Consider the following 22,837-nt stretch of genomic DNA (forward strand, 5'->3'; position numbering starts at 1 on the left):
AATCCTGCTACCGCATCGCCGGAACACTGCTACCCGATAGGGCGACTCGCCAGCGATAGGTCGCTCGATGAGAGAGCCCCGTCCGGAGGACTCATCGAGCCCTGTGAAGGCTCAGATTCGGCTAGTCTCGCACGGCAAATCGAGTAGCGCTCAACGAGTGATTGCCGCTGAGTCCGTCCCTTTTCGTGGTCACGCAAGCGATGAGTCCGAAGACGGCACCGGCGAAGGAGAGTGTTCCAATTACCCAAACCCAGTTGGGAGTGACCGGCAGATTCCACCACCACTCGACGCTGGTGCTCAGGTTCACATCGACCACATCTATTCCGGTTACATAACGGCGGATATTGACGTGCAACGCATTCGAATTCGCAAGGGTCGCCAGGCTCCCCGCGATGATGAGCTGGGTCCGTGACATTCCAAGGTCATCGCGCTTGAGCTGAAGCAGCAACAGGCCCGCGAACAAGATCATCAGGGGATAGATGTAACGCGGCTGGACGCCCGCTCCCACCAGTACGCGATCGTGGATAAGGATATACATGGGCACGACAACGAGACTCAGCGCAACGAGCGCGACAGCGATCGCCTTGCGTGCACCCACCTTTTGCAGCCCCCAAAAAGCAAAGCCTCCGAATATCGCGAATGTCGGCACCCAGACGATGCCGGGCATAGCAGTGTCGAGCCAGCCAAGACCGAACGTACCCAGCGCTCCTGCCCAGAGCTGGGGCAGCTGCACCACGTTCGTCTGGAACAGTTCCCAGACGTTGATGTCCGTCGCCTTATCAAAGCCATCGGTATTCACGACGGACGACTGCCCCGATGTGAAGAATATGAAGATCGAGAACGCTGTCAAGACAATTGGCAGCAACAACATAGCCGAATGACCGCGTGTCCTCTTGAACGTGAGAACGAGCGCAACCAGGACCGCCAGAACGCTGTAAACCGCCGAATCGCTGCGGGCACCGGATCCGACAAGTGTCATCAAGGCCGCAATACCAGCGAAAGCCACCCGACGTTTCACGTTCTTTTCACGAAAGAAGCCGACAAGGGCGACCCACAACGTTCCTGCGGAAATAATGGCCCAACTACTCGGGTTCACACTCGGAATCAAAAACATGCCGAGGGGCACGATCGTAATTGCAGCACCCCAGACAAGTGGACCTCGACGCGAGCGGGGCAGGAGAAAGAACAAGGCCGAGACGACTGCCACGAAAAGGAAAGCGTTGAATGCGCGCATGAGCACTATGGATGCTGACACATCGCTACTCACGAAGATGCTCATTACGGCATAGAAGACGGGTGGGTAGCCGTGGTCGAAGAAATTGCCACGAGTGGTGTTGGCCATCACGTTCGACGGCATTTGCGTACAGGATGCGCTTTGATCCGCCTTGAAAGCGAAGCATCGAGACGAATCAAGCAAAATGGCAGGAACCTGCCTCGTCTGTGCCGAGTCTCCGGTTTCGCAAATTCCAGCCTTGATACCGCCACCGCACCAGATACTAGCCAGGTGATAGTCCTCATCGGGACTCGCGCCTACGGGAGAGGCAAGCGCCCAACTTACCAGTGAAATGAAGAGCATAATCGGTACCACGACAGCAGCAATGACTCGGGCTGGCAGACGATTCCCCATGACAAGCTCCCCACAACGACGCAGTCTCACTAACCGGCTACGTGCACGGCAGACTGTCCAACTCTAGTTTCTATTGCCCCGCCTGCCGACCCCGCCTCGACAAGAGACGCTGATTCGGGGTGGAAGGAGAACTCACCAACCACTTCGGCCTACCTACGGTGGACCCAGGAGCTCGCACCCTCATCACTCGAAGATCGGCACTCCCGTCCACCGCAATGCCGACCTCAGGTTCAGTGCGGTTCAGGGACGACGACGCACTGGAACGTCGGTAGCGCCCTCGGAGCGAACCGACCGTACTCTTGCCGATGATTCAAGTCGCCCGATACGCAGGTCCTGCAGCGCGGACATCTCCGCCAATGTTCTTGCCTTGCTTTCCAGATCAGTGAGCTCAGCACTGTGCTGGATGCAGACCAGCACCAGAACAGCAATACTCACGAAGAACACAAGGTTCGTCGGTATGTCGACCCCGACCAATCCGGCCGCCCATTCGAGTGCACCCGGAAAAACGCCAATCACAAGCGCGGCAGTGCCTGCTATGAGCCACCAGATAGCGTGCCGTTCCCGAAGCCGCCGACGGCGGAGCATCTCAACGACGACGGCAAGAGTCGCCAACGCCGCAAGGATGCCGAAAATGTAAGACGTGACGGTCATAGTTTTTGGGCTTTCATCGTAAGTGTCGATGGCGGGCGAACCAAGGCGAACCCGAGAGCCAGAAACGCACGGGCCAAGTACGTCGCGGCCTTGATCGGATTGTGAGATGGCTTGCCCCCAGCCCGAGGCCGCATCGCTACGGGAATCTGGAGGATTACGCAGCCGGCCTTTGCCGCAATGACTAGCGCTTCGATCGTGTCACCCAAATATTCGGCCGGATAGTGCTCCGCAAACAACCTAACTGCTCGTGGCCCGCACGCTTTGAGACCCGAGGTGGTATCCGTCAGACGTGTCCTTGTGGTTCGACTCAGGATGGCGGAGAGGAAACGCATTGCAGCCTTGCGCAGGCCGTGGACTTCGTAGTCGCCTTCGCCGGCAAACCTCGCCCCAATGACAAGGTCGGCGGTCTCAAGTTGAGCGAGTAAATCAGGGACACTGGCCGGGTCATGCTGTCCATCGGAGTCGATTTGAACAACATTGTCATAGCCGTATTCGAGAGCGTACTTGAATCCGAGGCGCATGGCCCCACCGACTCCGAGGTTAAAGGGAAGCACCGCCACGGACGCCCCAGCAGCCTGCGCAACGGCCGTCGTGTCATCATCTGAGCCATCGTTTACGACGAGGCAGTGCGCCCCCGGGAGCTTTGCGAAGACCTCCTTGATGACGTCCCCCACTGTATCGGCTTCGTTGAACGCGGGCATGACAATTAAGGTGCGCTCATACGGGGAATTCATAGCTTTAGTCTAACTATCTAACCTTGCGCACACGCAGGGACGCCCACGTGGCACCTCTTCTGTCTACTCGTCCTGTCTCGAACGAGATGCTGGTTCACGACTCGACGCCGCGACCATCAATCTTCGAGGACCTGAGGTGGACAAGGAAGAGGACAACCAAGGCAGCAAACCCGAGTATCCCGTTCAAGGCAATCATGGCGAGCACATCCGGGAGCAGTGCGGTAGAACCAATCCATTGGACTATTGCGACTACGACGAGTGCGACCAAGGCCAGTTTTGAGCTCGAGGCGGTCAGCCGGATAAGGAGTCCCTGAGCCATCGCCCAGGGCAGCCACGCCAGCGCGAGCCATGGCAGGAGTTGCAGGCTTGATTGGTATCCCGGTCCGAACACGGGAACGATCAGCCCACCAGCCAGGGACACGATAATGAACATGGCAACGCCAGACAAGAATGTAATGGCCAGCGTGACATTGACTCCATATTTAGTCATGGACGCATCCTTCTTTCGGCTCACGAAACGCGGCAGCAGGTAGAGGGAGAGGGTGGCCGGCACGATCAGGGTCGTCTTGATGAGAACCGCGGCGGCGGCATAGGCCCCCGCGATGTTCTCCGGCGATCCGGCCCGCACCAATACGACGTCCATGTTCGTCAACCAGGCGAATGTGATGGTCAGCAGGAGCACCACGGAACTCTCGACCGTAAACGGCCGACCGGACAGTCGAACCGATGATCGGCGTGCTTGAATACTTGATCCCGCGGCGCCAATAACCGCCGTGACTAAGAGAACAGAGAGAATGCCCAGCGCGCCAAAACCACACAGAAGTACTGCAATGCTCAGTAGGAGCTGTGCAATTTGGGCTCCAGTCGACCACCAGATCACCGAACGGGGATCTCCCGCACCCTGGAGAATTCCCTGGGCACGCGCGAATAGGAAGTACGGCGTGATTGTGCCGGCGACGAAGAGCAGTGCAATGACATCGGAGCTTTCGCGGCCCGTTCCTACTCCCAGCCACGGGACCACAAGCACTCCGACGGTGCAGATCGCGCCAAGTGCCAAGGCTTCGATCAGCGAACTGTCCATTCGCCTCTTACTTGCTACGGCTGAAGTCTCGCGCGAGGCTCCGCTCGCCGTCGCGACGGCGACCGAGTTCCTCAGTGCGCCGCTCCCAATCGACGCAATATTGATCAGCGCAAGGAAGGACGCGAGGAGCCCGAACGCCTGTGGGCCAAGACCTCGGATCGATACGATCTGAAAACCGGCCGACGCAAGGATCCCGAGCCCGCTGATCCCTCCAATGACGAAGATCGCTCTACCGTGCTGCGCAAGAAACGATCCTCCACGATTTGCCTTCACCGGCGATCGTTCAATCGCAGAGCCCCCGGAAGGGAACCTTTGTTAATTCTGGGCATAGCCGCGCTCAATCAGATCGTCAACGATGATCCCTGAAGGAGAGAACTTGGGCCGAGCGATTGGCTGTCGATAGCGCTCAAAGTTCTTGAGGAAGTCGATCAGGACCTCCGTTTTCCATTCCGAAAGGACGACGTTCTTACCCAACCCTTCACCGCGTTCGGTGGCTTTGCGATGGACGAGTGTCGGAACGCCCAGGAGGGCCGTCTCTTCCTGGATGCCACCGGAATCGGTAATAATGAATTCCGCTCTCTTGAGCAGCTGCACAAACTCCTCGTGCCGGAGTTTGGGTTGAGGCGTCAATTTCCCTTGTCCCAGCTTGAGGACAGCCTCCTCCATTGCGCCTTGGGAATACGCATCTACCAAGAGCTTGAGCGGGTATCGACTCTCAGCGCCCAAAGTCGAAATCGCTTCCTCGACAAGATGCTTATTAGAGATGAGCTCAAAGCGATGCAGCAACACCACACCGAACTTGGCGTCGTCACTACGTTTGACTTCACTGTGATCGAGAACAGCATCTACAACGGAGTTACCGTGGGTGAATACAATTCCGCGGCGCGATTTCAAGTTCGCCGAGGCTTCAAGTGACGGCGTGTAGTGGATTGAGGCCAAGACGCCGACAATTCTGCGGTCAATCTCTTCCGGAAACGGATGCCGCCAATTGCCGGACCGGAGACCCGCTTCCACATGAGCGCACTTGGCGCCGATCAGACGCGCGATTACTGCGCCGACGACACTCGTCATAGTGTCACCGTGAACGATGACGATCGTGTTCTTCGGGAGCTCTCTCCGGATGGCCCACGCGTTGCGAAGGACCCATCCCAGAATATGGAATAGCCAGACGAGCACGTCACTATAGCCACGCAGCGGCTGTCCGCGATTGCCATTTGCAATGATGCGATCTGGTTTCGGAAGGCCCAGGGTCGGAAGGCTATCGGCTAATGCCTGAGTGTGTTGGAAGGTCAACCACTGCTGATATGGAATCTTCCGCTCGTCGAGCCGCCGAGCGATCGGCGCGAGCTTGATCGCCTCGGCAGTCGTACCGTAGATGAAAATGATCAAGTGTTCGCCCCGTTTGAGAATTGCTTGTGAAATTGAAATGACTTTCGGTGAACCAGAATTCCTCTGACAAGGCCGGCCCAAAATGTTAGCCCGAAGGGGACGATGTAGCAAAGATAGGAGGCGCCTGCCCGTGGGGGGCAACCACGCGCGGACGCGATCAAGAACGGCGCGAGAATCGACCCGAGCCCGGTTGCCAACAGGACCGCAAACAGCACCCAAAGGCCCTGCATGGCGAACGCTGCGAGACCTAGCGCGACAAGCGGAGGCAGGATGGCCAAGAGGATGAGGATGAGGTCCCGGCCAGCGCTCGTTCCCGCGTAGCTGTCAACGAACAGCGTTCCTCGTCCTCGGCTGTGGGAAAGGAACCCCCGGAACGTCACACGAGGCCGATACGTGGCCGAGAACTCAGGATCGAGAAGTATCGGCGTCTCTTCGATTATGAATCGGAGAAGCTTGGTGTCGTCGGAGACTAGGTGCGCGTTCTCGCTTGGCCACGAAGCGAGGCACGCGCGTTCATAGAGGTCTTTGGGTAGCAGAAGGCATCCCGTTCCCTTGGGCAGCCTGTCGAAATTGTCTTGTGTAATCAGTGTGGGACGTGGATGGGCAAGATACCGACCCCAGAACAAGAAGGTCGGCACCTCCCAAAAACGTCCGACGAGGGGAGCTGTGGGATCGGTAATGACGTGGCCATTCCACACCATCACCCCTGGCCGTTCCAGAAGCGCACTTTCCAAATGAGCCAGTGCACTCTCGTGGATCAGAACCCGCGAGTCCAGAACGAAGACCTTGCTACTCGAAGCTCTCTGAATTCCCTCCCATCGAGCCATGAACCGGCCCTTGTTCTCCTGGTTCACGATCCGAAGTGGGTACGGGCTATTCGATATCTGTGATTCGATAACCTCGATAGTCGCATCGGTCGACCCGTCGTTCACGACAATGATTTCAGCCGTCCAGGATGTTTTAGAGAGCGCGAGCGCCAAAGCCGCGATAGTCGTCGGAAGCCATTCCGCCGAGTTGTATGTGGGGATAACCACCGACAAATCCGGGACGCCAGCGCCCCCGTGTCCGCTGTACAAGAAATCACTCCTAGCTCAATGGCATTCTGCCGGTACGTCCCAGTGTAGCGAGCAGCTCCTCCGGGTCCGGCGAGACAGACGAGCCGGAGTCACCTCGGGCGCCATCTCGTTGGGGAGTTAGGACCCGGCGCGTCTCATCACGGCATCCGATGACGAAGCTCTCGCACGAACCCGCGATGCAATGCGTTGCGAGAGGTGGTGCGCCGGTCGTTCAATTGCGAAATAGAAAAGGCATGCCACCACAAGGCTCACCACCACTGTCAGTACCGCCGATGTCTTGCCGATATGCAGCGCGAACGCCAACGCCACGGCGATGGGGCGATGCACCAAGTAGAGACTGAAGGAAATGGTCCCGAGAAAAACAGGCACCCGAGAACTCAGGAGAGCCCGAAGGGGAATCCAAACCTGGGCAAGCACGAGCAGCAAGGAGATGCCGCCGAGCGCGAGCGGCAAGGTCACGACGCGCGGCGGCCATCCTGCGTTCGAGATATCGCGTCCGAGCAGATAAAAGGAGCACATGGCCAAGATGCTGACAGTGATCAGCACGACTCCGGCCGCGAACGACCTGACACTTCTTGTGGTGAGAAAACTGAATGCTCGAGCAATTGAACTCCAATACTGTGCGAGTAGGGCGCCCAGTAGGAACATCGGGAGAAAGGATGTGACGGGATCGTTGATATACCAGCCAAGGAGGCAGGCCACGCCCGCGATAATCCCGGCCGCAAGACCATGGCGGCGCACCAAGAACAAGTACACGGGAAGCGAAAGTGAAAAGATGATTTCCCATTGGAGAGACCAGAGAACGCCCAACGACGTGCTGGTACCGCCTACGACCGTCAAATCATGAACGATCGAGAGCAACGGATAGTCGGTTGCAAGACCGGTGAGCGTATCCCCGTCGGCAGCGGTCGGCACGTGCGCAACGACGACGAACGAAACCCAAGCGAGGGCTACGGCGGCGAAGACCGGGAGATAGAGGCGGACCATCCGACTCGGATAGTACGCATCCCAGGAAAATGATTCCTTAGCCGCAACGCGTGTCAGTACAAAACCGGAGAGCACAAAGAACATCCATACGGCTTCAGCGCCTAGCCAGAAAACGTGGAGGGGCGAGTACACCAGCAGGTTGTTCGCAATTCCGGGAACTGGCGCCAAGCCAATCCCAGCCTGGAGAAAGGGGAAGTTAATTGCCAAAGTGTGATACATCAACACCGAAATCGCCGCGATGCCGCGCAGCGAGTCGAGTTCCTTATTCCTCTTCCCAAGGCCCCCCATTCGAGAGATGGTGGGACTTGTGGTTCCCAACGATGTCACTGAACAGTGACCGTGGTGCACCCGATCTGGGTGTTCACGCCTGAACCGGAATTGATTCCATACACGCACACTCGATGCGACCCGGCCGCAGCAGCAACAGTCTCTGAGAAGCCGTGATTGTTTCCATAACCGGAGTACGCAGCACCCACGTCGGTGCGAACCTTATCGGCCACGAACGCAACGCCAGTCCCGTCAACATAGACGTGCACAGCGATCGGTGACGCGGTATCGGGATCAATCGCCCACCCCGAAGCCTGAACGCCCCCTGCCACAACCTGGACGGCCTCCAACGAGCCAAACGGCGCACGACCCAACTCAACGATCCCCGTCGCACCCGGAACAGTGACCGTGGTGCACCCGATCTGGGTGTTCACGCCTGAACCGGAATTGATTCCATACACGCACACTCGATGCGACCCGGCCGCAGCAGCAACAGTCTCTGAGAAGCCGTGATTGTTTCCATAACCGGAGTACGCAGCACCCACGTCGGTGCGAACCTTATCGGCCACGAACGCAACGCCAGTCCCGTCAACATAGACGTGCACAGCGATCGGTGACGCGGTATCGGGATCAATCGCCCACCCCGAAGCCTGAACGCCCCCTGCCACAACCTGGACGGCCTCCAACGAGCCAAACGGCGCACGACCCAACTCAACGATCCCCGTCGCACCCGGAACAGTGACCGTGGTGCACCCGATCTGGGTGTTCACGCCTGAACCGGAATTGATTCCATACACGCACACTCGATGCGACCCGGCCGCAGCAGCAACAGTCTCTGAGAAGCCGTGATTGTTTCCATAACCGGAGTACGCAGCACCCACGTCGGTGCGAACCTTATCGGCCACGAACGCAACGCCAGTCCCGTCAACATAGACGTGCACAGCGATCGGTGACGCGGTATCGGGATCAATCGCCCACCCCGAAGCCTGAACGCCCCCTGCCACAACCTGGACGGCCTCCAACGAGCCAAACGGCGCACGACCCAACTCAACGATCCCCGTCGCACCCGGAACAGTGACCGTGGTGCACCCGATCTGGGTGTTCACGCCTGAACCGGAATTGATTCCATACACGCACACTCGATGCGACCCGGCCGCAGCAGCAACAGTCTCTGAGAAGCCGTGATTGTTTCCATAACCGGAGTACGCAGCACCCACGTCGGTGCGAATCTTATCGGCCACGAACGCAACGCCAGTCCCGTCAACATAGACGTGCACAGCGATCGGTGACGCGGTATCGGGATCAATCGCCCACCCCGAAGCCTGAACGCCCCCTGCCACAACCTGGACGGCCTCCAATGAGCCAAACGGCGCACGACCCAACTCAACGATCCCCGTCGCACCCGGAACAGTGACCGTGGTGCACCGGATCAGCGTATTCGGACCCGGGCCGGCATTGATGCCGTACGCACACACGCTATGGGAACCGGGACTGGCCGCCACAGTTTCGGCAAAGCCATGATTGTCTCCATATCCGACATAGGCCGCGCCGACATCTGGCCGAGCCTTGTTCGCAACGTATGCAGTACCAACTCCATCAACGTAAACGTGAACGGCGATCGAAGACGCCGTATCCGGATCCAGCGCCCACCCCGTGACGCCGATGCCGCCGGTCACGGCGCGGACTGTCTCCAAGACCCCCGTGGGTGCGCGGCCCTGTTCCCCGAGCACGTTCACCGTCTGACAACCCAATTGCGTGTTCGACCCATTTGCCACATTGATTCCATACGCGCATACAGAGTGGCTGCCAGGACCTGTCGAGACTGTCGCGCTATAGCCATGCGCGTTGCCATAACCCGGGTTTGCAGCACCAACGTCGGTTCTGGTTCCGTTGGCAAGAACCGGTACGCCAACTGCGTCGACGTAGACGTGGACTGCGATGGACGCCGCGGTATCAGGGTCGATCGCCCAGCCCGATGCTGTGACCGAGCCGACGGACGTCGACACCCCCTCAAGCATGCCCACGGGCGACCCGCCACGAGCGGCTACGACCAGGCAGCCGAGTTGGATCGTCGATCCTCGGCCGACATTGATCGCATAGGCACAGATGGTGTGATTTCCACTGGAGACGACAGGTACGGTCGCTGAGAAGCCGTGAGCACTTCCAAAACCGGGATATGCATTGCCGATATCTGCACGAGCGTTGTCTGCCACGGTGCGGGTACCCACACCGTCAACGTATACATGCACCTCAATCGGACTCGTCGAGTCAGGGTCGATGGCCCATCCACCGATCTGGATCCCACCCATGACCGCGACGGCACCGTCAACGAACCCGAACGGGTTGCCATTCCCGGTCGGCGAACCAAACCAGTTGGTGTAGAAGACCCAGAAATTCCGGTTGCCGTAGGAACCGCACCCGTCGCCGGCGCCGCCGAGGTTGGCGAGAGCTGAGGCGTTGGGCTGATACGGGGTGTAGTAGTAAAGAGCCGCTGTCGCGCTGTTCTTGATCTGTACCGGGCTCGATCCGCAGGATGCCGTCGGGCTGTACTGGACGTTGGACGTGCCCCCGACCTTGTACCAGGTGAAGCTGCCGTGGTTGTAGCGATTGAACTGGCGGGATGCCGCATAGACCTGATTGAAGAATCCGTAGTACTGCGCGTCACACACACTCGTATCGGGGCATCCCATACCCATCGCCTTGCGCAGGATCGCGTCGCTGGTGCTCGAACGGGTGACGAGTGCCTGTTCCTTTTGCAGGGTCACAAGGATGACCTTGGCGCTGATGTTGCAGGCGGCCTGGACTTTGAAAATGATCGACGCAGCCGATTCACCAGCAGCACCCGCATATGCGCTGCAGTAGTCCTCCGCCGCGACTGAAGGAGTGTCGAGGCGCAAGGATCTCAAGCACAGCGCATCATTGCAGGAACCACCCTGAGCGTTCAGGAACCCCTGAATCTGATCCTGCGACATTGCATCGCGGGAATAGAACTGAGCGTCCGAAATAATGTACCCAGGATCGAACTCAGACCCGCTGAGAGCGGTAGCTGGCTGGGGCGTCGTGGTGAGCAGCGTGCCGATAAGGCCGACAACTGCGAGCGCAGTGACGACTCTCCGTACTTTGGCTAACATATTCCGGCCTTCGTTACCGGCCGCGCATTGGTTGCGCGGCATCTTATGGGCAACGTTCTCTCGGGCTGAGGACACGACCGCAGGGGTAAGACTACGTGATTGAAGCGGCGATATCTTCGCATTCGCGAACGAAAAACGACCTATTTTAGGGTCTAGCCAGCCCTTGGACCCGAGCGCTGCCGCTTCAGGCCAGGTACGGATCGCGCTGCGGGCCACCCCATCGATCGAGGATCATTTTCTCCTCGAATGAATGGACCAGCGGGTTCCGTGAGCGCGATTCGAAATGGAAGAGTTCAACGTTGGCGAGCCAGATCAAGCGGAGATCGGCCTGGGTGACCTTCTTGCACAGATCGACGTCGTTGAAGTTGCCCGGAAAGAGCTCGGAGAATCCGCCGACCGCGGTGAAGACGTCCCGTCGCATGGCGATGCATGCAGCGGTCAGTCCTGATGCCTCCCGATTGATGAGCAGCGATGAGAAGGCCCCATAGTCGCCCTGCTTCGCGCCCAGGTAGGCGTGAGTGAACTGACCCATGTGGTGCAAATGACCCGCATGCTGGATAGCGCCATCCTCGAAGTAGAGCATGGCTCCCGTCATGCCGACGTCCGCCTCTTCCAGAGGGGCAATGAACTTTCCGACGAATTCGTCCGTGATGACCTGAGTATCGTCGTTCAGAAACAGCAGAACATCGCCGCGCGCAGACAGGAAGCCTTCGTTGCACTTTCGGGAAAAGTTGAACGGACCGTTGAAGAGCACCAAGGTAAGTCGGTCGCCGGCCAGTTCCGCGAGTGACTCAAGTACGGAAGCCGGGGTATCCGGGTCGTAAACGACCACGATTTCCAGGTTGCGGTGTTCGGACTTCGCAAGGAGGGAGCGCACTGCTTCCACGACGAAGACCCGGTGTTTCCCCCAGACGAACCCGGCAGTACCCCGGGTGGGGATGATGACGCTCACCGACCGGTCGAGGGTCGGAACACGTTCAATGCTGTACGTGCCCGGCACCGGGCCACGAACGGCAGTGGCATCGATGCCGACTCTGCCCAGATGGGCATTGACAGCACGCACGCCGGCGTCCCAGGCGTACGGCTTGTTCGTCGAGTCCTCAGCCGTTGATCCGGCGACGGCCCGCCAGTGATAGAGGACTTCCGGAATGTGCACGATCCTGCGCGCACGCTCGGTCACTCGAAGAACGAGGTCATGGTCCTGCGAACCTTCGGCATCCTGATGGAAACCGCCGACCTCTCGCACGAGTGCGGTCCGCAAAACCGACAGGTGCCCGGTGTACATCTGGCCGCGAAGGCGTTCCGGAGACCAGTCCGGCTTATCGAAACGATCGAAGTATCGTCCGTCCGCGTCGACCTTGTCTTCATCTGAATACAGATAGTCGGTGCCGGGATTTCGGCGGATGGCGGCGAACATCGTCTCGAGGGCATTCCTCGTGAGCAGGTCGTCGTGGTCGAGCAGTGCGATGAAATCACCGCGTGCGGCCGCGACAGCATCGTTGGACGCCTGCACGATTCCGCCGTTGACCTCACGCTCGACAACCCGGATCCGGCCATCGGCGGCAGCCGCCCGCTGGATCAGGTCACGGACGGCGACTTCAGACGAATGATCGTCAACGAGGATGAGTTCCCAGTCGACGAAGGACTGCGCCTCGACGGAAGCGATAGTCTCCCGAAGGATTGCGAGCGGGGTGTTGTAGACCGGAGTCAGAACTGAGAAATAGGGCTGGCCCACGGTACTCACTTCCGAAAACGACGAAGGAGTCGTTTCGCTGCCCCCACGGGAGAGGTCACGGCCCGGCCGATCCGCCAGGTCGTGGAACTGCGCGTGAGTTCGAGGTCCCGAGCTCCTCGCTCGCGCGCCCGTTCGATCTCATGGTGCGCGCGTCCTCGTTCATGCTCAATGTCGATCTTGGCCTGCATCAGCTCCGCGCGAAGACCGAGTTCGATATCCCTGCTGATAAGTTGCGCATGAGTCGAGTCTCTCAAGCTCGCCACGAGCAAGTCTCGCTCCTGGCGCGACTTGGCGCAATCCGGATCGCTGCACACCGGCGAGCCGGTCTCTTCGGCACTCATCATTACACTCTCATCGCTTTTCATTTCGTTGTGAAGCTTACCGATTGGATGCGAACGTCCCGGCTAACCAGCGCCCGTTTGCGTGTACCCCCTTGTAGGGCCTAGTCGTCAGTGGCCTTCTTGCGCGCCTGCCTGGCCTGGACCCGTTCGATGACGGCGCCCGGGCCACCCTGCTGCAAGTAGTAGGCCACCCGCCCCAGGTCTCGACGAAGTCCGGTGTGGCGAACGGACTCGAGTTGTGCGCTTTTCGGCGCCCCGCTCTTACCGCGTTTCCTCTTCTTCTCGACGGTGATCTGCTTGTCCGCAGCGTGCTGGGGAGCGCGGCAGAACTCGATGAGCGGCTTCAGGGCCTTGTCCCAGGTGAAGGACTGGCGAACCCGGCTCACGTTTTCGCGAGCGGCCGCCACTGCCACCTCATCGTAGAGATAAGTCTCAATGGCCGACGCCAGGGCGTCCACATCCCGCTCGGGAACCGCCGCACCGAGCGATTCACTCGCGACAAGACTTCCGAAGGAGTCCCCATCGGTCGTCACGATCGGCAGACCGGCCCACAGGTAGTCGAGGATCCGGGTCCGGAAGGAGAAGGTTGTTTCGACGTGCTGGAAATGGGTCGAGACACCCAGGTCGGCCTCCAGCAGGTAATTCTGCCTGTCGTCGTAAGGCACCCAGTTCTCATTGAAGAAGACGTGTGTTCCGGAGATGCCGAGCTCATCGGCCAAAGCGCGCGCCGCACCAACGGCTTCCATTTCCGGCACCAGCGGATTCGGATGCTTCACGCCCATGAAGAACAGTCGGATATCGGGATGCTCCACGGAGAGCTTCGCAACGGCGCGAATGAGGGTATTCGGGTCGAACCAGTTGTAGATCCCACCGCCCCAGATGATGATCTTGTCGTCTGCGCCAAGCCCAGGGACCACACCTCGCATGGCCGGCTTGAGTTGCTTTGGTTCCTCAGACGGGATCCCGAATGGCGCGACAGCGATCAAGGAGTCGAGGTCGTTGTCCCGCGAATACGTGTACGGGTTGACCCGACCGAGCGCGGACAACTGGCCGAGCCAGAAGTGTCGCTGGCGCTCGCTCGCACACAGGAAGAAATCCCCGAGCAGAAGCTGGTGGTTGAGTGCATCCTTCGCCTCGGTCACCTGCTTGTCCCACAGGGCGAGGGTCTGGCCGCGGCCCTGTTCCAGCTGTTCCAGCTGGAGGGGGTCATAGACGTCGACGACGAGAACCTTCCTGGACGTCTCGAGACTCGGGAACAGCTCCAGGGCGTGCCCCTGGACGATGATGACGTCGGCCCATTTCTCATGTTCGTCGACCGAACTCGGGTGGTGATGGGAAATAACGCCGACCTCGACGACGTCATCGAGCGCCACGGCCTTCGACATGCTGAGCAGGCGAACGTCATGTTCGTCCGACAGGAGCTTGGCGATGTTCCAAGCCCTGATGGCGGGTCCTGCCATCCGGTGACCGACGGGATCCCCCGTGATGACGAGGATATGGCGGCGGCCGCCGATGTTCAGCTGGCCGAGGTTGTCCACGATCTTCTCGTAACCGCGGAGGTAGCCTTCGATGGGATATGCGGGCTCGTCCGTGTTCCCGAAGAGGCTTTTGAGCTGGCGATCCGATATTGCCCGAGTCTCCTGCACTTTTGCGCGGGCGGCACGCATTTCGGGAAGGAGCTCCACGAACTGGTCGACGGCATAGATTCCGGCCATGGTCTGCTTGGAAATCGGCAGGGTCGGTTCATCGTCGTTGCCGGGGTTACGGAGGTCGAGCGAAGTAGAGTCGAGGCCTCCCCGTGCGACTCCGCGCCGCGTTGCCAGGAGCAGCGCGCCGGGGAACACCTGGGCCAGGGACTCGTCGTCGAGGTTCTTGTACAGGGTGAAGAGCGCGTTGCGCTCGAGGAGATACGTCTCACGGAAATTGCCGAACTTGTTCATCGACGCGTGGTGCTTGTGGAAGGCCAGGGACTTCGGCTGAAAACGGAAGCGATAACCCAGAAGGTTCAGCCGCCAGCCCAGATCAACGTCGTCATAGAACATGAAGAAGTTGTCGTCGAATCCGCCGAGTTCTTCGAAGACAGCGGCGCGGATGAACATGGCAGCGCCCGTTCCGAAAAGGACGTCCTTCTCGTCGTCCCAGGAACCGTGGTCTGCCTCGCCGGCGTGCGGCTTGTAACCCATCCCGTACCAGGTGACGGCCGCGCCCACGTAGTCGACGCGGTCGCCCTCCCAGTCCAGAACCTTGCTCGCAACGGCGCCGATGTTCGCGCCGGTCGAGAACGTGGCGATCGCCTCGGTGATCCACGCCTTGTCCGGCTTGGCGTCATTGTTCAGGAACGCGACGAACTCGCCGGAAGACTTGGAGACACCGAGGTTGCAGCCGCCGGTGAATCCGAGATTCTCATCGGATTCGACGAGCACGACACTCTCCGCGATCTGCTGCAGTGTCGCGAGACTGTCGTCCCCCGAACCGTTCTCGACCACAATGATCTCGAGCAGTTCATGGGGCCAGTCAAGGTCCAGGAGCCCACGGACGCACTCGATCGTGTCCTCGGCGCCTCGAAAATTGACCAGAACGACCGACACCACACCTGAACGTCGTTTCTTCACAAACTCACCTCTTGCTTGGGGCTGGGGGGACAAACGTAATTCACAGATCCAGCCGATCCATGTATTCGGGAGACAACGTCACTCCGGCATCCGACTGATTCAGAGCTGCGCGCCGCCGTGGAGTGAATCGAGGTAGGAAGAAATTGTCGATTCCGCGTCGCCGACCGATACCAGCTGACCATGACTGAGCCACGCAGCGCGGTCACACATCTCCCGGACGGACTCCATCGAGTGGCTGACCAGGATGACGGTCTTGCCGGCAGCCTTGAAATCCACGAACTTCTGCGCGCATTTGCCCTGGAACTCGGCGTCGCCCACGGACAGGACCTCATCGACGACCAGGACGTCGGGATCGACGTTGATGGCGATGGCGAAGCCCAGCCGCACGTACATTCCCGAGGAATAGTTCTTGACCGGCTGGTCGATGAATTGCTCGACACCGGAGAAGTCGACGATCTCCTCGAATTTGCGGGTGACTTCCTTTTTCGACATGCCCAGAATCGAGCCGTTCAGGAAGATGTTCTCGCGGCCGGAGAGTTCAGGATGAAAACCGGAACCGACCTCGAGGAGGGCGGCGATTCGACCCTGGTACGAGATCGAACCCTTCTCGGGGTAGTAGATCTTGGCCAGGCACTTGAGCAGGGTCGACTTGCCGGATCCGTTGCTGCCGATGAGGCCGAACGTGGACCCCGTCGGCACCTCGAAGCTCACATCCTTGAGTGCCCAGAAATCCTCATGCACAGAGCGTCGGCCGCGCATGATCGCCGATTTGATCGACTGGTTGCGTTCCTGGTACATCCGGAACTTCTTGCTGACATGGTCAACCTGCACAGCGATATCGCTCATAGTGCTTCGGCCAGTCCCTTCTCGCTCTTGCGGAAAACCCACACGCCCACCAGCATCGAGGCGCATGCCCATACGGCGCAGAGAGTGAGATCCTGGACGTTCGGCCAGGTGTTGTCGTAGAGAAGCTGCCGAAAGACCGCGACGAAGCGCTCCAACGGGTTCAGCCGGTAGACGTCCATGATGGTAATCGAGGTTCCGAAGAGTCCGCCGTGGGCCCTGGACTGGTCCTCGACGAGGCTGATCGGATAGATGATCGGCGTGAGGTACATCCAGATCTGCATCAGGATGGACACGAAGTACTGCGTGTCCCTGAAGTGCACGTTGGCCACGGCGAGCATGAGCGACAGGCCGGCGGCGAAGACCGCCAGGAGCACCATCACGACCAGGACAATCGGGATCCAGGGCCAGACGAACGAACCGAACAGGGCGAGTGCGATGACGAGCACGCCCATTTCGAACAGCCAGTTGTAACCGACGGATCCGACCTTGGAGAGCGGAAGTACGATGCGTGCGAAGTACACCTTCTGCACGAGTCCCGCGTTGGAGATGATCGAGCCCATGCCCTGCTGCACGACGTTGGAGAAGAAGGCCCAGGGCAGCAGTCCGCACATCAGCCAGAGCGCGAAGATATTCAGGCCGCTCGGGTTGCCGGGAGGAGGGGTGACGCGCAGGATGAACGCGAAGACGATTGTGTAGACCAGCATCGTGGCAAGTGGGTTGACCAGGGACCACAGCTGTCCGAAGATGGTGCGCTTGTACTGGCCTCTGATTTCACGCAGGGTGAGATTGGCCAAGAGCTCTCGCGATGCAAGAACTTCCGTGATGTATCGCATGTAGCCTCACTGAGCGGCCGGTCGGGATGGCCGCAGACCAATCTAGCCTAGAACTATGATGATGGGACTTATGTCCACCGCACCCACCCCCTCTCCGGAAGCTGCACGCGTCGCAGTCGTGACCGTCAGTTACGGCTCAGAAGTCGTGTTGGCGCCGTTTCTCTCGTCGCTATCCGCGGCGGCCTCGACGCCGCTCTACATCGTCGTCGCGGACAACAAGCCGACCGATGATTCGCAGGCGGTATCGACAATCGCTCGCGCCGCAGGGGCGGTCTATCTACCCCTCTCCGCGAATCGCGGATACGGTCACGCCATCAACGTCGCCGTTGCGGGGCTGCCTCCGGAAATCGATTGGGTAGTCGTCAGCAACCCCGATGTCGTTGCGAATTCGAGCGCGATCGACCGCCTTCTCGCCGTTGCTCGTAGCGACTCGGGAATTGCCGCCGTCGGACCCAGCATCCTCGAGGCCGACGGCACGGTCTACCCGTCGGCACGTGCCATTCCATCGTTGAGGTCCGGTGTTGGACATGCCCTCTTCGCGAACATCTGGCCCGCTAATCCGTGGACGCGCCGATACCGCGCGGAAACGGACCAGGTCCTCGTTCAGAGAGACGCCGGCTGGCTATCGGGCGCGTTCCTTGTTATTCGCCGTTCGGTTTTCGACGAGCTGCGCGGCTTCGATGAGTCCTATTTCATGTACTTCGAGGATGTCGACCTGGGTTTCCGGATCGGCAAGCTCGGCCTGCGCAGCGTCTATGCGCCATCCGCCGTCGTCGTGCACACCGGAGCGCATTCGACCCAGGGTGGAGAGTCGGCACGCATGGTGCGAGCCCACCACGACAGTGCGCGGAAGTTCCTCTTCAGGCGCTACCCCGGGCCATTGTTCTGGCCCGTGCGCGTCGTCCTCGCTGCCGGCCTGGGTATCCGGGCCCACTTCGCGGAACGACGCGCCACGCGTTAGAGGGTCGCGACGAGGCCGCTCAGGTACTTGCCGTAACCGCTCTTCTGCAGCGGTGCCGCGAGAACGGCCAGCTGCTTGCTGTCGATCCAACCGGCACGCCAGGCGATCTCCTCGATGCAGCCAACCTTGAAGCCCTGGCGGTCTTCGATCACGCGCACGTATTCCGAGGCCTGCATCATGGACTTGAAGGTACCGGTGTCGAGCCAGGCCGTGCCGCGATCGAGCACCTGCACCCGCAGCTTTCCCTGTTCCAGGTAACGCTCGTTGACGGTACTGATTTCGAGCTCGCCGCGAGCGCTGGGCTCGATGGACTTCGCGATTTCGATGACCGAGTTGTCGTAGAAGTACAGTCCGGGCACCGCGTAGTTGCTCTTGGGCTTGGCGGGCTTCTCCTCGATCGAGACGGCCGTCATGTTCTCGTCGAATTCGACGACACCGTAGTCGGTCGGATTGCTCACGTGATACGCGAAGATCCGCGCGCCGTCGATGTCGGTGTGGTTGCGGAGGGCTGAGCCGAGGCCGGCGCCGTGGAAGATGTTGTCACCGAGGACGAGGGCGACACTGTCGTCGCCGATGAATTCCTCGCCGATGATGAACGCCTGGGCGAGGCCGTCAGGCGACGGCTGTACCGCGTATTCGATGCGAACGCCGAAGCTGGATCCGTCGCCGAAGAGGGCACGGAACTGGCTGTTGTACTCCGGGGTCGTGATGATCAGAATCTCGTTGATCCCGGCCATCATCAGCGTCGACAAGGGGTAATAGATCATGGGCTTGTCGTAGATGGGCATCAGCTGCTTGGAGATGCCCTTGGTGATCGGCCACAGGCGTGTGCCGGAGCCGCCGGCGAGGATGATTCCGCGCATGTCTAGTTTCCTTCGTTCAGTGCCGCGTAGAACGCCTTCGCGTCTGCCCAGGTCGGGAGAAGCCCGTTCGCGGCAGACTCGGCGAGTCCGGGGGCGTCGGTGTCTTTCGGGGAGAGCAGGAGTTCGCCGGCCTCGGGCGGGAACACCAGTCCGATGTCGGTGTCGAGCGGGTTGATGCCGTGTTCGCGGCCCGGGTTGAACGGGGCCGTCACGAGGTAGCTGACGGTGGCGTTGTCGGTCAGGGCGACGAAGCAGTGCCCGATGCCCTCGGCGATGTAGACGGCACGACGGTCGGTGTCATCGAGGAGGACGCTGTCCCACTGGCCGAACGTCGGCGAACCGACCCGGATGTCGATGATGTAGTCCAGGACGGCGCCGTAGGTCGCGGTGACGTACTTGGCCTGGCTCGGCGGAATGTCCGCGAAGTGGATGCCGCGCACCGAACCACGCTTGGAGACGCTCGTATTCGCCTGCACCACGTTGAGCTTGTGGCCGATCGATTCCTCGAGGCGGTCGAACCTGCCCCATTCCAGGAACACCCCCGGTCGTCACCGAACTGCTTCGGAGTGATTTCGTAGGAATCGGGGATGGAGAGTTCGCGGATCTGCACGCGCAGAAGTCTACCAAGCGGGTACCGCTAGCATTGAAGCGATACTTTCAGCAAACGGAATGGTCACCTCTTATATGAAGATCCTCGTTACCGGCGGCGCCGGTTTCATCGGCTCCAACTTTGTTCGTCGCACCATCGAAGACGCCTACCCGGGTCTGGAAGGGGCCGAGGTCGTCGTCCTGGATGCGTTGACGTATTCGGGCAACCTGGCGAACCTTGCGCCGATCGCCGATTCGCCCCGGTACTCGTTCGTGCACGGCGACATCCGCGATGCGGCGTTGCTCGACACGATCTTCCCGTCCCTGGACGCGGTGGTGCACTTCGCGGCCGAGTCGCACGTGGACCGGTCCGTGCGCGACGCCTCCATCTTCGTCGAGACCAACGTTCTCGGCACCCAGCAGCTCCTCGACGCCGCTTTGCGCCACAACCTGGCCCGGTTCGTGCACGTGTCCACGGATGAGGTCTACGGGTCGATCGCGGAGGGCTCCTGGAACGAGGAACGCGCCCTGGAACCCAACTCCCCGTATTCCGCTTCCAAGGCCGGCAGTGACCTGCTCGCCCGCTCGTACCACCGCACCCACGGGTTGAACGTGTCGATCACGCGCTGCTCGAACAACTACGGCCCGTACCACTTCCCCGAGAAGGTCATCCCGTTGTTCGTGACGAACCTGATCGACGACAAGCACGTTCCCCTGTATGGGGCGGGCAACAACATCCGCGACTGGTTGCACGTGGACGACCACACCCGCGCGATCGCGATGGTCCTCGTCGGCGGTCGTGCCGGTGAGATCTACAACATCGGCGGCGGCACCGAGCTGACCAACCTCGAACTGACCCAGCTGCTGCTGGACTCCACCGGCAAGGACTGGTCCTACGTGGACCGGGTCGCTGACCGTCTCGGCCATGACCTGCGCTACTCGGTGGACATCAGCAAGATCCAGGCCGAACTCGGCTACGCCCCGCAGGTCCCCTTCGAGAAGGGCCTCGCCGACGTCGTGCAGTGGTACCGCGACAACCGCGCCTGGTGGGAACCCCTCAAGGCCCGCGCGGCACTCGGCTCATGACCCGGTACCTGATCACCGGCGCTGCCGGGATGCTCGGCCGCGACCTGCAGAAAGCCCTGACCGGGCAAGACGTGACCGCGTTCGACCGCGGTGAACTCGACATCACCGATGAAGCCGCCGTCCAGGCGGCCGTGACCGGGTTCGACGTCGTGATCAACGCGGCCGCGTACACGAAGGTCGACGACGCCGAAACGAACGAGGACGCCGCCTACCTGCTGAACGCGGTCGGACCGCGGAACCTCGCCCGCGCCGCGAAAGCAACCGGAGCGCGCCTCGTGCAGATCTCCACCGACTACGTCTTCGCAGGCAACGCCGAGTCCCCCTACCAGGAGGACGCACCCGCCGCACCGATCTCCGCATACGGGCGGACCAAGGCCGCCGGCGAGGAATTCGTCCTCGCCGAGAACCCGGGCAAGACCTACATCGTGCGCACCGCATGGCTCTATGGGAAGAACGGTCCGAACTTTCCTAAAACCATGCTGAAACTCGCCGCCACCCACCCCACCCTGAACGTGGTCGAGGACCAGGTCGGCCAGCCCACCTGGACCGTGGACCTCGCCGCGCAGATCGTCGCCCTGCTCGACGCCGATGCCCCCGCCGGGATCTACCACGGCACCAACTCCGGTGTCACGAGCTGGTTCGGCTTCGCCCAGGCCGTGCTCGAAGCCAACGGCCTCGATCCCGCCCGGGTGCACCCGACCGACGGGGCCTCCTTCGTGCGGCCGGCACCCCGCCCGGCCTACTCCGTACTCGGCCACGATGCCTGGGCCAACGCCGGACTCACCCCCATGCGCGACTGGCACGACGCCCTCACCCAGGCCGTGGCCGAAGGAGTCCTCAAAACCGAATGATCACACTGCGGGTTATCGTCGACCAGATGATCGCGCCGGTTCCCGGCGGGATCGGTCGATACACCGAGGAGCTGACCCGGGCGCTCATCGCGAGCGCTCCGCTCAACTGCGAGGTTGAGGGCATCGTCTCCGCGTCGCAGCCCGAGCAGTACGCCGCCATCGAGGCGGCCCTGCCCGGGCTCGCCGGGCTCTACAAGACCGCGCTCCCCCGTCGCGAGCTCGCCGCGGCCTGGCAGCTCGGGGTGACCACGTCCCCCGGGCCCGGCATGATCCACGCGCCGGGCCTGATGGCTCCGCTGCGCCGTCACGACCGGGTGAACGACCACACGCAGGTCGCCGTGACCGTGCACGACGTGCTCGCGTGGACGCATCCTGAGGCATTGACCCCGACGACCGTTGCCTGGACCAAGGCGCGGATGAAGCGTGCACGGAAGCACGCGGACGCGATCGTCGTGCCGAGCCATGCCGTCGCAGCGCAACTCGCCGAGATCGTCGACCTCGGCGACAGGGTGCGCGTCATCGGGGGCGCCGTCGGCACCGGCTTCCGGCTGCCGTCCAACTCTTCGGCCACTGAGCTGCTCGCCACGGCCCTCGACCTGCCGTCCGAATACATCGTCACCGTCGGAACGCTCGAGCCGCGTAAGGGCGTCACGGCCCTCATCACGGCCCTCGGCCTGCCGGGCGCTCCTGACCTGCCGCTGATCGTCGTCGGACCGGACACCTGGGGCGAAGTCGACCTCGGTTCCGTCGCCGAGGAGGCCGGACTCACGCCGGGACGGGTGCGGGCGATGCCCGCGCTCACCGACGAGGAACTCGCCGTCGTGATCGCCCGCGCGAACGTGCTGGTCGTCCCGAGCCTCGAGGAAGGGTTCGCGCTGCCCATCATCCAGGGCTTCCACGTCGGCACCCCGGTCGTGCACTCCGACGCTCCCGCTCTCCTCGAGGCGGGCGGCGATGCCGGTCTCGTCGTCGAGCGCGAGGATGCCGCCGGGTACCCCGAACGCCTCGCCGAGGCCATCGCCCGGGTCCTGACCGACCGGGCCCTCGTGCAGAGGCTGCGCGTCTACGGCGGCGACCGGGCGAAGGCCTTCAGCTGGCGGGATTCCGCCGAGCGTGTCTGGCAGCTGCACGCAGACCTGTAGGGGCCGAGCGAGGCATCCACTCGAGCAGTATCGCCC

At 61.1% G+C, this 22,837-nt stretch carries 18 protein-coding genes and 1 pseudogene; 4 read left to right on the forward strand and 15 right to left on the reverse strand.

Annotation, left to right across the window (positions count from 1 at the left end):
- Window positions 1–121: 121 nt before the first annotated feature.
- The 13 genes from RGU41_RS12715 to RGU41_RS12775 all read right to left on the reverse strand — a co-directional run bounded on the left by RGU41_RS12715 (window position 122) and on the right by RGU41_RS12775 (window position 17,271).
- Window positions 122–1,627, reverse strand: a complete 1,506-nt coding sequence (locus RGU41_RS12715; protein ID WP_322136394.1) for a DUF2142 domain-containing protein — start codon at window positions 1,625–1,627, stop codon at window positions 122–124.
- Between the two features lie 240 nt (window positions 1,628–1,867).
- Window positions 1,868–2,278 (reverse strand): DUF2304 domain-containing protein, encoded by a 411-nt coding sequence (locus tag RGU41_RS12720; RefSeq protein ID WP_322136395.1) that lies wholly within the window; start codon window positions 2,276–2,278, stop codon window positions 1,868–1,870.
- On the reverse strand, window positions 2,275–3,012 hold the full coding sequence (locus RGU41_RS12725) for a glycosyltransferase family 2 protein (protein WP_322136396.1): 738 nt from the start codon (window positions 3,010–3,012) through the stop codon (window positions 2,275–2,277). Before RGU41_RS12725 ends, RGU41_RS12720 begins: the two co-directional genes overlap by 4 nt.
- A gap of 94 nt (window positions 3,013–3,106) precedes the next feature.
- On the reverse strand, window positions 3,107–4,366 hold the full coding sequence (locus RGU41_RS12730) for a hypothetical protein (protein ID WP_322136397.1): 1,260 nt from the start codon (window positions 4,364–4,366) through the stop codon (window positions 3,107–3,109).
- Between the two features lie 42 nt (window positions 4,367–4,408).
- Window positions 4,409–5,482 (reverse strand): UDP-N-acetylglucosamine 2-epimerase, encoded by a 1,074-nt coding sequence (locus RGU41_RS12735; protein ID WP_322136398.1) that lies wholly within the window; start codon window positions 5,480–5,482, stop codon window positions 4,409–4,411.
- A complete protein-coding gene (locus RGU41_RS12740; protein ID WP_322136399.1) occupies window positions 5,479–6,516 on the reverse strand; it encodes a glycosyltransferase family A protein in 1,038 nt (345 codons plus the stop codon). Before RGU41_RS12740 ends, RGU41_RS12735 begins: the two co-directional genes overlap by 4 nt.
- 159 nt (window positions 6,517–6,675) lie before the next feature.
- Complete coding sequence (locus tag RGU41_RS12745) at window positions 6,676–7,833, reverse strand: acyltransferase (protein ID WP_322136400.1); 1,158 nt, start codon at window positions 7,831–7,833, stop codon at window positions 6,676–6,678.
- 35 nt (window positions 7,834–7,868) lie between these two features.
- Window positions 7,869–10,985 (reverse strand): hypothetical protein, encoded by a 3,117-nt coding sequence (locus RGU41_RS12750; RefSeq protein WP_322136401.1) that lies wholly within the window; start codon window positions 10,983–10,985, stop codon window positions 7,869–7,871.
- 142 nt (window positions 10,986–11,127) lie between these two features.
- Window positions 11,128–12,687 (reverse strand): glycosyltransferase family 2 protein, encoded by a 1,560-nt coding sequence (locus RGU41_RS12755; RefSeq protein WP_322136402.1) that lies wholly within the window; start codon window positions 12,685–12,687, stop codon window positions 11,128–11,130.
- Window positions 12,684–13,022, reverse strand: a complete 339-nt coding sequence (locus RGU41_RS12760) for a hypothetical protein (protein ID WP_322136403.1) — start codon at window positions 13,020–13,022, stop codon at window positions 12,684–12,686. Before RGU41_RS12760 ends, RGU41_RS12755 begins: the two co-directional genes overlap by 4 nt.
- Before the next feature lie 98 nt (window positions 13,023–13,120).
- Entirely contained in the window at window positions 13,121–15,607 is a 2,487-nt protein-coding gene (locus tag RGU41_RS12765) for a glycosyltransferase (protein WP_322136404.1), read from the reverse strand.
- 123 nt (window positions 15,608–15,730) lie between these two features.
- Window positions 15,731–16,549 carry an ABC transporter ATP-binding protein gene (locus tag RGU41_RS12770; RefSeq protein WP_322136405.1) on the reverse strand — a complete coding sequence of 273 codons (819 nt, stop codon included), beginning with the start codon at window positions 16,547–16,549 and terminating at the stop codon, window positions 15,731–15,733.
- The gene (locus RGU41_RS12775) at window positions 16,474–17,271 is read right to left on the reverse strand and encodes an ABC transporter permease (protein ID WP_322136406.1); all 798 of its coding nucleotides are present in this window, start codon (window positions 17,269–17,271) and stop codon (window positions 16,474–16,476) included. Before RGU41_RS12775 ends, RGU41_RS12770 begins: the two co-directional genes overlap by 76 nt.
- A 94-nt stretch (window positions 17,272–17,365) precedes the next feature.
- On the opposite strand from RGU41_RS12775, the gene RGU41_RS12780 reads away from it, so the two are divergent.
- Window positions 17,366–18,271: a glycosyltransferase family 2 protein gene (locus RGU41_RS12780; RefSeq protein ID WP_322136407.1), complete on the forward strand. Its 906-nt coding sequence runs from the start codon at window positions 17,366–17,368 to the stop codon at window positions 18,269–18,271.
- On the opposite strand, the gene rfbA is transcribed toward RGU41_RS12780, so the two are convergent.
- Together rfbA and RGU41_RS12790 are read right to left on the reverse strand one after the other, a co-directional pair.
- Window positions 18,268–19,134, reverse strand: coding sequence for a glucose-1-phosphate thymidylyltransferase RfbA (gene rfbA, locus RGU41_RS12785; RefSeq protein ID WP_322136408.1), 867 nt, complete (start codon window positions 19,132–19,134; stop codon window positions 18,268–18,270). The genes RGU41_RS12780 and rfbA overlap by 4 nt on opposite strands.
- A 2-nt stretch (window positions 19,135–19,136) precedes the next feature.
- Window positions 19,137–19,744 (reverse strand): annotated as a pseudogene (locus RGU41_RS12790) (dTDP-4-dehydrorhamnose 3,5-epimerase family protein).
- A gap of 74 nt (window positions 19,745–19,818) precedes the next feature.
- Here RGU41_RS12790 and rfbB point away from each other — a divergent pair.
- From rfbB to RGU41_RS12805, 3 genes are read left to right on the forward strand one after another with little or no spacing between them, the layout of a single operon-like run.
- Window positions 19,819–20,808 (forward strand): dTDP-glucose 4,6-dehydratase, encoded by a 990-nt coding sequence (gene rfbB, locus RGU41_RS12795; RefSeq protein ID WP_322136409.1) that lies wholly within the window; start codon window positions 19,819–19,821, stop codon window positions 20,806–20,808.
- Window positions 20,805–21,659, forward strand: a complete 855-nt coding sequence (gene rfbD / locus RGU41_RS12800; RefSeq protein ID WP_322136410.1) for a dTDP-4-dehydrorhamnose reductase — start codon at window positions 20,805–20,807, stop codon at window positions 21,657–21,659. Before rfbB ends, rfbD begins: the two co-directional genes overlap by 4 nt.
- Window positions 21,656–22,801 carry a glycosyltransferase family 1 protein gene (locus RGU41_RS12805; protein ID WP_322136411.1) on the forward strand — a complete coding sequence of 382 codons (1,146 nt, stop codon included), beginning with the start codon at window positions 21,656–21,658 and terminating at the stop codon, window positions 22,799–22,801. Before rfbD ends, RGU41_RS12805 begins: the two co-directional genes overlap by 4 nt.
- The last annotated feature ends 36 nt before the right edge of the window (window positions 22,802–22,837 follow it).

It is taken from the genome of Cryobacterium sp. 10C3, assembly GCF_034314285.1.
GTDB lineage: Bacteria > Actinomycetota > Actinomycetes > Actinomycetales > Microbacteriaceae > Cryobacterium > Cryobacterium glucosi.